The organism is Shewanella sp. SP2S2-4, assembly GCF_031932025.1.
Taxonomy (GTDB): Bacteria; Pseudomonadota; Gammaproteobacteria; order Enterobacterales; family Shewanellaceae; genus Shewanella; species Shewanella baltica.
The window spans coordinates 1-12,044 of sequence record NZ_JAUOER010000036.1; the positions used below are offsets into that span (position 1 = coordinate 1).

At 45.2% G+C, this 12,044-nt stretch carries 11 protein-coding genes; 6 read left to right on the plus strand and 5 right to left on the minus strand.

Annotated features, from left to right (window positions below; all coding sequences use genetic code 11):
* Positions 1–628: hypothetical protein (locus Q4Q54_RS20545; RefSeq protein ID WP_311989436.1), on the minus strand; the 628-nt coding region annotated here is incomplete at its 3' end.
* 849 nt (positions 629–1,477) lie between these two features.
* Between Q4Q54_RS20545 and Q4Q54_RS20550 the strand changes: the two genes are divergently transcribed.
* The 3 genes from Q4Q54_RS20550 (at position 1,478) to Q4Q54_RS20560 (ending at position 6,192) form a co-directional block, all read left to right on the plus strand.
* Entirely contained in the window at positions 1,478–2,428 is a 951-nt protein-coding gene (locus Q4Q54_RS20550) for a response regulator (protein WP_311989437.1), read from the plus strand.
* 254 nt (positions 2,429–2,682) lie between these two features.
* Complete coding sequence (locus tag Q4Q54_RS20555) at positions 2,683–4,659, plus strand: hypothetical protein (RefSeq protein ID WP_311989438.1); 1,977 nt, start codon at positions 2,683–2,685, stop codon at positions 4,657–4,659.
* A gap of 333 nt (positions 4,660–4,992) precedes the next feature.
* A complete protein-coding gene (locus Q4Q54_RS20560) occupies positions 4,993–6,192 on the plus strand; it encodes a class I SAM-dependent methyltransferase (RefSeq protein WP_220591255.1) in 1,200 nt (399 codons plus the stop codon).
* A gap of 25 nt (positions 6,193–6,217) precedes the next feature.
* On the opposite strand, the gene Q4Q54_RS20565 is transcribed toward Q4Q54_RS20560, so the two are convergent.
* The 4 genes from Q4Q54_RS20565 to Q4Q54_RS20580 form a co-directional block, all read right to left on the minus strand.
* Complete coding sequence (locus Q4Q54_RS20565; protein WP_311989439.1) at positions 6,218–6,673, minus strand: NUDIX domain-containing protein; 456 nt, start codon at positions 6,671–6,673, stop codon at positions 6,218–6,220.
* 51 nt (positions 6,674–6,724) lie between these two features.
* The gene (locus Q4Q54_RS20570) at positions 6,725–7,603 is read right to left on the minus strand and encodes a neutral zinc metallopeptidase (RefSeq protein ID WP_311989440.1); all 879 of its coding nucleotides are present in this window, start codon (positions 7,601–7,603) and stop codon (positions 6,725–6,727) included.
* Between the two features lie 115 nt (positions 7,604–7,718).
* Complete coding sequence (locus Q4Q54_RS20575; RefSeq protein WP_006084327.1) at positions 7,719–8,144, minus strand: hypothetical protein; 426 nt, start codon at positions 8,142–8,144, stop codon at positions 7,719–7,721.
* An 11-nt stretch (positions 8,145–8,155) separates the two neighbouring features.
* Positions 8,156–8,395 carry a hypothetical protein gene (locus tag Q4Q54_RS20580; protein WP_311989441.1) on the minus strand — a complete coding sequence of 80 codons (240 nt, stop codon included), beginning with the start codon at positions 8,393–8,395 and terminating at the stop codon, positions 8,156–8,158.
* Between the two features lie 238 nt (positions 8,396–8,633).
* Here Q4Q54_RS20580 and Q4Q54_RS20585 point away from each other — a divergent pair, with 238 nt between their 5' ends.
* From Q4Q54_RS20585 to Q4Q54_RS20595, 3 genes are all read left to right on the plus strand, one after another.
* The gene (locus tag Q4Q54_RS20585; protein ID WP_311989442.1) at positions 8,634–10,142 is read left to right on the plus strand and encodes a helicase HerA-like domain-containing protein; all 1,509 of its coding nucleotides are present in this window, start codon (positions 8,634–8,636) and stop codon (positions 10,140–10,142) included.
* A 378-nt stretch (positions 10,143–10,520) separates the two neighbouring features.
* The gene (locus Q4Q54_RS20590; protein ID WP_006079924.1) at positions 10,521–10,643 is read left to right on the plus strand and encodes a hypothetical protein; all 123 of its coding nucleotides are present in this window, start codon (positions 10,521–10,523) and stop codon (positions 10,641–10,643) included.
* A 280-nt stretch (positions 10,644–10,923) separates the two neighbouring features.
* Entirely contained in the window at positions 10,924–11,880 is a 957-nt protein-coding gene (locus tag Q4Q54_RS20595; RefSeq protein ID WP_006079923.1) for a TAXI family TRAP transporter solute-binding subunit, read from the plus strand.
* Positions 11,881–12,044: the final 164 nt, after the last annotated feature.

The following is a 12,044-nucleotide window of genomic DNA, read 5'->3' on the forward strand; positions in this document are numbered from 1 at the left end:
TTAATGAGGTGTTATAGTCGCTATTTAAATACTCGCTTTCAGATTTTGATAAAGTGTTTAAGTATTCAATATCTTGCTCGTCTAAACTCACTAAATCATCAAAAGCCTTTTTGTATGCATCAACCGAAACCTGACCATCTCGACTTCCTAACTCTTTGAATTCAAGATTTATAACTGAGTTGATATTAGGGCATGCCGGGATGAATGTTGTTGGTTCATTAAGGTTTTGACCGATTTCACCGAAGAATTTCATGCACATGGTTTCATGCAGTGTGATTTCTATTGGGATAATTGAAGTGGAAAAGCCTGAAATATATTCCTTAGATTTCAAAGCAAGTAGATAGTTATAAATGTTAGCTATCTTAATTAACTTTTTACGCAACTCAACAGCTTTGAAATAGTCATCCTCTTGGCTTATTGTTAATCTCTTTGTGTTGCTTGATATCCAAACCATGCCTGGTCTTGTTACTTTTATAGAAAGATCTTTCCCTTCAGCAGCAAAAACCACATCTCTTATTAAAAGAGATTTATTATTTTTAGCGTTGAAATCATACCAATGTTCATCAGCATCGACTACAACCCACACATGTGGTTTAGGTATAAAACCTAAAAAATAAACGTTATTCATTAGCTTTTTCTGGCAATTAATGTGGATATATTAATAACACTTGTCGGAAAGTTTAACGACTGTTTATGAGTTTATCGAGACACCCATTGAGTTTATCGAGACACCCATTGTTAAATTTTGCGTTAGCAGGGACGAAGAGTGAAACAGGTCATCCGCAACTATTTAATGCTTTAAGTGACCAATCAGACAACTCAAAAATCGACGGAATATGCATCCCCTCGGAGTTGCCGCAGGGCGAATAGACAAATTGCGTGAGTCTCGGCATGGTCGTTCTAGTGCATCCATGCACTTCACGACATTCAGGCATCCTGCCTATCAGATGCCGAGATAGCGTCAGTCGAATCAGAGACGAGCGTCTGACGCGATAGCATAAGGGCGCTAATTGCCCAAGGGGCTTTCAACTCCGTTGGGGGCGTCATGGCTGAGTGGTTATAAATAGGAAGGAGGATAGGACGAGCAGTCCTTCTTGGTCGACACTTGATTAAAAATCAGGGGGTGAAGCCCCACGACTTTGACTTTGCTATTAAAAGCAATCAAACCAAGTAACAGCTCACGCTTGCTGGCAAAGCATTAAAACTTGCACTCATCACAACCCCAGTTTATCAAGACACCCACTGTTAAATTTTGCTACCTAAAGAACAAATTAGGTGCGGTTTCAGACCGTCAAAATGCGGTTGAGCTCGCGAAATTAAGCTGGGTAGCCAGATTTTTATTCGAGCTTTCCCCACCCCATGAGCACAAATCAAGTTGACTAAACAGCTAAGTTTCGCTTGAATTAGAGCCTAACAAATAATTAACATTTAGAACAACTCTAGGCTGACTTAGACTTAGAAACGCAAAAGGACATGAATGCATTACACTTTTCGAACGTTTATGCTGGATGTTCAAAACCGCACTCTGCACTGCAATAGTGAACGCATTAACTGTGATGAACGCGTTATCCTACTGATTAGTTTCTTGATTGAAGCCTATCCGGCACACTGTGACCAAGCATTTTTACTCGAAAAAATTTGGCCTAACACAGTCGTGAGCAGTTGGTCAGTAGCTAGGCTAATTTCAGATACTCGTAAATTGTTCGCTTCAGCAGGATTAGAAATTCCGATAATCCAAACACTCCACGGCAGAGGTTATCGCTTATCCCACGATATTGCCGCCATACTCAGTTCACAGAACGATGAAGTACAACCCGCAGCGCCGCAGAATACCGACACCCCGACAGTCAATCTCGAGTCTAGTAAAACACCGCAATCCGATAGTGATCGGCAACAAAGCCCAAATCAAACCCAGCCAAGCTACAAACGAGTTAACTTGCGTTATCTGTGGCTATTTATCGCGTCCGTTGCGATAACACTTGCAGTAGCAAGCCACCAGCAAACTCAGCGTGCCAATCCCTTAGTGTTAGCAGAACCCAATAATGTCAAAGCAAGGCTCCTCTGGGTGGATGACCATCCTGAGAATAATCAAACTGAACGGCAATACCTCGAAGAACGACAGATTGGGGTGTACACCACACAAACAACCCAAGACGCCCTCACGCTACTAGGTCTCTATCGCTACGATGCCATTATTACCGATATGGGACGGGAAGCCGATCCTTTAGCTGGCCTAAAAATGATACGGACGATCAGGGAGCGTGGCATACAAACCCCCATTTACTTATATACCATTATGCCCTCAGAGGCGTTAAGGCAAAAAGCCCGCGAACATGGCGCCAATGACATTGCCGTCGAAGCAGAAGATTTATACCAACACCTGACCCCGCTTATTGATTCCTTTGATTTAGAGTCGTCCCCACACTAGCCCTGCACTCAGCAGATTAGTCATCATCTAAAGCTATCAAGTAACTAATTGATAAGTTTAGCATTCAAATTTAATCAATAGATTTCAAAGACAGATTTAAGATAGCCGTTATATACCTTTTCTATCGATAACTGTTCTATGCCTTCGGTATATCGATTGCTCAGCATAAACCGCAGTAAAGCAATGAAAGCGCCTGTGGATTTAGCTCCGTAACTCAATACGTCTACCTAAGTTTCATAAAAGGAATTGATATAATGAAGCCGACCTACCTCCTTGCTATTCCGCTACTCGCAGGACTAATACTTACAGCCTGTGGTGGTGACGACAATGACGACGATGAAGTCACACCGCCCCCGACTCCAACACCCCAGCTCGCTATCAAAGGCAATGTGAAAGGACTTTCCGATACAGTTAAACTCGAATTACAGAAAAATGGTCAAGCAGTAGAAACACTTTCGATTCAAAGTGATGGCACAGATAAAGCCTTTACATTTCCCACCATGCAAGACGAAGGCATTAACTTTGCGATTACTGTTAACACTCAACCTGCGGCACAAACTTGCAGCGTAACTAATGGCAGTGGCACCTTAAATGCGACAACAGCGGTCGCCACTTTAGTCACCTGCGAAGATAACCCCAATGCTGAGCTAACCGGAATACTGAGGGACAGCCCAGTCGCGGGCATTAACTACCAAACCGAAACCAAAGAAGCAGGAATCACGAGTGATATCGGTGAATATCAATACCTTAAAGGTGAGCATGTCACCTTCTCCGTGGGTGCGATAATGTTTCCTGCAACGGCGGCAACAAACTTAATCACACCCACAGAAATTGCCGCTGGTAACCAAGTCACCAAAGTTAATATCCTGCAGCTATTGCAAACCTTAGATAAGGATTGCGATGTTGAAAATGGGATTCAAGTGAGGGCAACAAGCCACGAACTGTTAGCCGATACCGTGCTCGATATCACCAGTGCTGATTTCGATGCCAACATCAATGCAGCCTTTACGACCCAGAACTCAGGCTTAACGTTAATCAGCGAGACTCAAGCATTAACACACTTTGACAGTTCAAATCGTAACTTACTTTTAGGCAGCTGGTTATTCACCGAAGGTGATGGCCAACGGACTGTGCTGACATTTAAAGACCATTCTAGCTACATCATGATCCACGAGCATGAAAGTGACGGTGGTCAAAGCGCTGCATCGGTGGAATATGGTCATTACACCTGGGATTCACAAACAGGCAATTTTAGTGTCAGCATAATTGCACAATCCGATGGTTCAGGAGGGTTTTATGACGAAGGAAGCACAGTCAATAACGCGACCGTGAATTTAGATAAACTGACGGTGAGTTTTATCGACAATACTGAAGGAGACATTACCCTCACACGTATCGAAGATAAAAACGATCCGCTGATTGGTACTTGGCACGTACTTGATACTGAAGCTGATAATGACAGTTTTGTCACCTTCCTGCCCAATCAAAACTATGTGATTGCCCATACAGCGAATACAGATAGCTACGAAGGTAAATCACCGCAGCCACAGTCTGGTGAGTTTGGCCGTTATATCAAAGATGCTAGCGGCTATAAATTTACCGCCACAGTCGAATCTGACGGACCTAATGGACTCTACAGTACTGATTCACCAGATGACTATCTATTCTCATCAATCAAAATCACCGCTTGGGGAGAAATGATCGCCGTTCAAAATGGTGCAGAGGGCGGTACTTTCTCACTCGATTATATTGGTGGCTTTGTCTCAGAACTCGTTGATAAACCTAGCTCTGCTGCGGGTACGAGTCTTGGGAGAATTACCTCAGTACGAGATATTTCAGGCTTTATTAGCGCTGACATAGTCAATAAGCCACTGCAATTTGATTTGGAATACGCGAGCGACACAGAGAACCGCTGTGTAACGAGTTTTGGTAATAATCGCTGCGGTGTTCGTTACACTATGCTGGTTCAAAATCTTACAGAGAACGATATTGGTGACACAATAGGTGATGTGAACTTAACTGAAGTGACTAGTAATACTCAAATCAACACGAGTTTCTCTGTGACGACCGCAGGCACAGCAGCCTTTAGTTATAACAATACCCAAACCATGACCATTAGCCCTCTGCTCGGCAAATCCTGTCAAGGAAATCAAAGGGCATTAATCGGTATCACTGACAACGCCAATAACCTTTCCCTATGGCAAGTAGAGCTCACACCAACTCAACCTTAACTAGATAAATCTTCCACTTTGTCGGACTGTGCTAGTGCATGCAGTCCGACGCTTTTTTTAGCTTTATCTCACCTATTGTTCAGTCGTTTATTTTCTTAAAACTGGCACTCGCTCAGCGGGCATCTTAGTTCAATATCCATAATACCTTTATCCTTAGCGCCTTAGCGCCTTAGCGCCTTAGCATTCAGCTTGATAATTTGGGGCAAATGACATAGCCAAACATGGTAATGGTTAAGCCCCAAATCCCTTATCGATGAGAATAACTTTAGGTAGCGGCGGATCGCGGTTAGAATACTCACCCTGTTTTTCTTGGTTACTTTTTCGGAAACAATAATGTCCCATTCAGCGCTTAATTCTTTTGATGATTTTTACCAGCTTTTGGCTGACAGCTTGGCGAAGAATAGTCTGATCAAACTATTGTTGAGTAAGTACCGAGGGGCAGATAAAAGCCTGCAGCGCATTACGATTCGGCCGATTAGTTTGCAAAATGAGCCTATGCTGTCGTTTGTGTATCAACACCAGACAAATCACATCACTAAAAACCTGAGTTATGACGAAGGCTTAGCCAGCATAAAACTGTTACTCGGTAGCGATTTTAAGAGCGCCCACTTAGCTACGGCAGAGGCAGAAGTTCAGCTTGAGATCAGCAAAAAAGGCAAAGTCCAAATCAGCACACATAACGTTAAACAAACCGTAGCTGCGCCGTTAGAACATGACCGTGAGAAAAAGCGTTTTGTGGATATCGAACGGCCTTTCCTGACCAAGCTAGGTGTGACGGACAGCCAACATAATCTTATCCCTGCGATGTCGCGTAAATGGAAGCAAATCAATAAATTTATTGAGGTTTTCAGCCAAGCACTCGAAGCCTCACCCCACAAGAATGACCAACCGATCAATGTGGTCGATTTTGGTTCAGGTAAAGGTTATCTCACCTTTGCAATCCATGACTACCTGCGCCACAGCCTACATAATGATGCGCAGGTGACTGGGGTAGAATTACGCCAAGCCTTGGCGGATTTATGTAATGAAACGGCGGCAACGCTGGATCATCAAGGATTGTCGTTTGTCTGCGGCGATGTGAGAACCCATGCGCCTAAACAAACCGATGTGATGATTGCGCTGCACGCCTGCGATATCGCCACTGACTATGCAATTCATTATGGTATTCGCGCCAATGCCGACATCATCATGTGCTCGCCTTGCTGCCATAAACAAATTCGCCCGCAGATGCACAGCCCAGAATTGTTTAAACCTATGCTGCAATATGGGGTGCACATGGGCCAACAGGCTGAAATGGTAACGGATTCATTACGTGCGCTATTTTTGGAAGCCAACGGTTATGCGACTAAGGTGTTTGAATTTATCAGCCTAGAACATACCAATAAAAATAAGATGATTTTGGCCGTTAAAAAGCCACAACAGAATCAGAAAGACAGCGCCGCAATCCTCGCGCAAATTGCTGACATCAAAGCCTATTACGGGATCAAGGAACATTGCTTAGAAACCTTGCTCGCGCAAACTCAAGCCGATTAACGGCCAGCGGTTTACTGGCAAAGCATTAAAACTTTGCACTCATGACAACCCCGTTGAAATTGAGGCAATCTTTGATTCTTTGCCGCTGAACCGCGCTGAGGGTGTCGATATCGTGGAAGGCAAACTCTGAGTGTTCGTGGCTTAAGTGGATCGGCAATGGCTCACCTTCTGCCCCATTTTTTGCCACCTCAGGCCCATCAGGCAACTCAGGCAACACCAGTTCACAACGAAAGATAAAGGCTTGGGATTGATAGGCGCTGTGATAATACACGCCGCTCAAATAGTTAACCTGCACACTTAAGCCTAATTCCTCTTGGCATTCGCGCACCAAGGCCTCGTGAATCGTCTCACCAGGCTCGAGTGCGCCGCCGGGCAAGCCCCAAGCAAAATGACCGTAATTAGCCTTAAGCAACAGCACTTGTCCCTGCGCATTAGTAATAACCGCGTGGCTGCTCAGTCTAAAGGTATCGTTAAAGGCCACTCAGTTATCCTTGCATTTATGTTCGGTACGTATTTGAGATATCAAACAAAATCACTTCGCCGCAAAGGTATTACAACTGGCGAGATTACCCGAATCAAACCCTGTCTTAAACCATTTCACCCGCTGCGCCGAACTGCCGTGGGTAAAAGCATCGGGCTGTACGGCGCGACCCGCCATCTGTTGCAAGCGATCGTCACCCACAGCACTGGCGGCGGCAATACCTTCCGCTAAATCACCCGCTTCAAGTAAATTAAGTTGTTGATTGACATAATGCCCCCAAATCCCCGCGTAGCAATCAGCCTGCAATTCAAGTGCGACACTCAATTGATTCGCCTGCACTTTACTGCCAGATTGCTGGGCTTGGCGCACCTTAGCGCTAGTGCCCAGCAGGTTTTGCACATGGTGGCCTACCTCGTGAGCAATCACATAGGCAAAGGCAAAATCGCCAGGCGCGCCTAAGGTTTTAAGCTCATCGAGAAAGCTAAGATCGATATATACCTTGCTATCGGCGGGGCAGTAAAAAGGCCCAGACTGCGCCTGTCCCATACCGCAGCCAGTGGAGGTCATATTGCGATAAAGCACTAACTTAGGCTCTCGATATTGCGCTTTGAGCAACTGGCCCCAAACGGTTTCTGTGGTGCCTAAAATGGCCGCCACAAACTGGGCATTTTCATCCTGTACCGCGGTCGTTGAGCTAGATTGAGATTGGCTAAGATTAGCTTGAGTGCTGGGGTCGAGTGACAGGCCACCGGTAAAATACTGAAAAGCGAAATAAATGCCGCCGATGAGCAACACCACACGGCCAAGTTTAGTTCTCAGCAAAAAGGGCAAGAACCTGAGTAACAAAGCACTCGGCACGCCCGCAGATGCCATTTGCTGGCCGCGTCTGTCTTCGATATTGGAGCTTCTGTCAGTGTCACGCCAGCGCATCGCATTCCTTCACTCTGTAGTTAAAACTTTCGTTAAACCGCTATTAAAATCGCTTAGATGCACAGCTCTGATTTCGTATTTGCACTCTAGAGCCTAGTGATTAAGAGTCTAGTGGTTATTTCGCTTGTGTATCGCTTGTGGGCGCGTCTTTCAGTGAGCGTAAAAACAATCCCAAACCACCAAAGGCCAAAACGAGGATCACGATAAGTTCAAAGGCCGACATAGATTTAAAGTGGAATTGAATCGAGCTGATAACCCCTACAATCAAGGCCGTTAGCGAACCTAAACTCAGCAGCCAAGCTAACTTACTCTTAGCGTCAAAAAACACCATCACAATGCCGATAATAAACGGTAGCATCACCATGCCTGTGGTAATCGACATGCCTTGCCCAAAGGCATTCACTCGATATAAACCATAGCCCAGCCCAAAGCTAGAGCTCACTTGTATTGCATTGAACAATAAATAAAATCCGCCACACATCATGGCCAAACCCATAAAAAATTGTCCTGTCCCGCCCTGTGTTCCGCCCGCACCTTTCATAGATATCCTTTCTAAATTAACGTTTTTTGAGTGGCTTGTTCTATGGCCGTTTTCAGCCGTTGTTTTTCTTCCGCTGTTTTTGCCTTTTGGTACTCGTCGAGATTTTTATCCACCTCGGCGACACAGCGCTGTTTATCTCGCATGGGCTCATAGGGATCGACATCAGTTCTGGCAGAACATGCTAATTCGGCGCAGCCAGACGTCAACAAAATAGAACACAAGACCAGCATAATCAACGGAGTTTTCATCATCAAGCACGCCTCAGCGAATCACAAAAATAACACATCTTCACCATCAACAAGGAGCATATTGCCAATCCCACGCGTAGGCTCTGTTATCTGAAGCTTATTCGCGCCCTATGTTGACATAAATTACGCTAAGGCCAACACTCAATGGTGAATTTTTATACCCATATACGACGCACTACAGTGGCTTAAATAAGGCTCTGCAATCCATGTGCAGGCGCTAAAGTTAACATAAGGAATGCCCTTGAATACTCTATTGATTGGGAAAGGTGATCAACAGGTTCACTTAAATCTTAAGTATGCTAATCGTCATGGATTAATTGCCGGCGCCACAGGGACAGGCAAAACCGTGTCGCTGATGAGCCTAGTCGAAGGTTTTTCACGCCAAGGCGTGCCGGTTTTTATCACGGATGTTAAAGGCGATATCTCAGGCCTCGCGATGGCGGGCACCCCAAGTGAAAAGCTATTACAAAGGGCGGCGCAAATTGGTATTGAGGATTATTACAACGAAGCCAACCCTGTGGTGTTATGGGATTTAGCTGGCATTCAAGGCCATCCACTGCGTACCACCATCAGCGAAATGGGCCCGACCTTACTCAGTCGAATTTTAGAATTAAATGACACCCAAAGCGGCATCTTAGACATAGTATTTCAACTGGCGGACGACCAGGGGTTATTACTGCTCGACTTAGATGATCTGCGGGCCATGCTGGCTTTGGTTGCCGAGGAGCGCAAAGAAGTCTCGGCCAAATATGGTTTGATCAGCGCCCAATCCCTCGCGGCGATTCAGCGATCGGTGTTAGGACTAGAGCGCGATGGCGGCAAAGACTTTTTTGGCGAACCCGCGTTGCAGCTTGAAGATTTAATGCGCACTAATTTGCAAGGGCGCGGCATCATCAATTTGTTAGCGGCGAACAAACTGATATTAACACCCCGTTTATATTCAAGTTTTTTACTCTGGCTACTCTCAGAATTATTTGAGAATTTGCCCGAAGTCGGCGATCCCGAAAAACCTAAACTCGTGTTTTTTGTCGACGAAGCCCATTTACTCTTTGAAGGTTGCCCACCGAGTTTATTAAAACGCGTCGAACAGATCATGCGCCTTATTCGCTCAAAAGGCGTAGGCGTTTATTTTTGCTCGCAATTTCCTGATGATGTGCCGGGCGAAATTCTCGGGCAATTAGGTAATCGCATTCAACATGCCCTGCGAGCTTATACGCCAAGGGATCAAAAGGCAGTCAAAACCGCCGCCGAAACCTTTGTGCCTAACCCCAAACTGGTTGTCAGTGAGGTTATTTCCCAGCTCGGCGTGGGCGAAGCTTTAGTGTCTATGCTGGCCGACAAGGGCGTGCCGACTATGGTAGAGCGCGCACTCATCGCACCGCCGCGTTGTCGCATGGGACCCGCCACGAGTGAGGAATTACACCAAGTCCGCACCCAAAGCCCGATTGGTGGCAAATACGATCATTCCATCAACCGCGAATCGGCCTACGAACTGCTTAACCAAAGACGTACTGGCGTTGCCACCAGCAACCCCACATCCACAGCAAGTGATACAGCAAATGATGGCCAAACGGGTCAAAAAGCCGAAGAACAAGGTTGGTTCAGTGAACTTATTTTTGGTAATAAACGCCGCCAAGGTTTAGCAGAGACCTTGTCAAAGCAAGCGGCACGCACTGTCGGCAGCCAATTAGGCAAACAAATTTTGCGCGGCATTTTAGGCGGGATGTTAGGTAAATCGAGTCGACGCTAGGCCTATAGTGCTAAGTGAAGATTTAGTTCGAGCGCACTCATTCGATCGCACAAAATGACAAACTCTCATGAAATTAGGAGTACAGTGTTATAGATCGCATATTTCTTATACAGGTTAACGCTAGCATTAGCGTTAATTATTCTAAGTGATAGATGGATCATGGTACGGAATTCGGTGATAAGATTATTTTGCTGTAATCGCTCATTGAGACAAATAAATTCACAGATAATTATCAATGATTTTAAATATTTGTAATTTTAAAATGTTGTAATTCGAGATAAAAATTTCGCTTCAATCAGGACATCATGGAACAGGTTCAATTGAGTACGGCTTACATGATTAGCCTGATGAATAACCAAAGAGTACATGGAGTTTTATATGAGTAAAGAGCAAAAAAACCGTAAAGAATCGAAGAAACAACCGCTGTTGTCTGCTAAAGAAAAGAAAGCAGCAAAACACGCGAAAAATGCCACTAAAGGTTTCTTAGATAACACTAAATAGTGTCTTGTTATTCAAAGGTTCATCCTCAAATAACACAAATAGGGTTAACTCAGGTTAGCCCTTTTTATTGTCTATTCTTCCTTAAACCGACCTCGTTAAGCCCCACGATAGCGCCGCCGAAAAACCGCCTCAAATCTTCGTTTTATGATGCAAAAGTAGCAGCTATCGACTATAGCCTAATTGACCTTTTTCAGGTTTTATGTAGTTATATTCAGCAGGCTAAGGTATTCCAAGCTCGAAAGACCCTACATAACATTATAAAAAATAAGGATATTTCACAATGAAAATCAAAAAACGTTTTGTCGCCGTAGGCGCTGCCGTGACACTCACACTCAGTGCCGCCGCGATGGCCGCTGCACCCGCTTTTATTAACATACTTACGGGTGGCACCAGTGGCGTGTATTACCCTATTGGTGTTGCCCTATCGCAACTCTATGGCACAGGAATCGAAGGCTCTAAAACCTCAGTTCAAGCGACCAAAGCCTCGGTAGAAAACCTCAATCTACTGCAAGCGGGCCGTGGCGAATTAGCGCTCGCGCTAGGTGACTCAGTCGCAGCCGCTTACCAAGGTGATATTGATGCGGGCTTTAAAACGCCGTTGGATAAAATCCGTGTGCTCGCCTCTGCTTACCCTAACTACATTCAAATTGTTGCCAATAAAGAGTCTGGCATTAAAACTTTGGCCGATTTGAAAGGGAAACGTATCTCTGTCGGCGCACCTAAATCGGGTACCGAACTCAATGCCAGATCGATTTTTAAGGCGGCCGGTTTAAGCTACGAAGACATGGGTAAGGTCGAGTTTTTGCCCTATGCCGAATCCGTTGAACTCATCAAAAATCGTCAGTTAGATGCGACCTTGCAATCGTCTGGTCTAGGTATGGCAGCCATCCGCGATTTAGCGGCGACTATGGCAATCAACTTTGTTGAAATTCCAGAGGATGTGATCGCTAAGATTAACAACCCTGCCTATCAACACGGCGTGATCCCAGCATCGACCTATGAAGGCCAAACCACTGACGTTTCTACCGTTGCCATTCAAAACCTGCTAGTAACGCAAAGCGGCGTGTCGGACGATTTAGCCTATCAAATGACTAAGATCATGTTCGAGCACTTAGATCGCCTCGGTAACGCGCACTCAGCCGCTAAATCTATTAGCTTAGAGAAAGCGACGAAAAATCTGCCTATACCGCTTCACCCAGGTGCAGAACGTTATTACAAAGAAGTGGGCGCACTCTAAGTTTTGCAGATATCTGTGCACCCTATTCCAAACTAAGCGATCGAGATGCCGTTGAATAACGGCATCTTTTTATATCCAAACAGCCTCAAACGGTAGAATTCAATCATTGATGCGCCTTGAATTGAAGCGGATCTGAAACTCGTATATTGAGGTAGCTTGGGTAT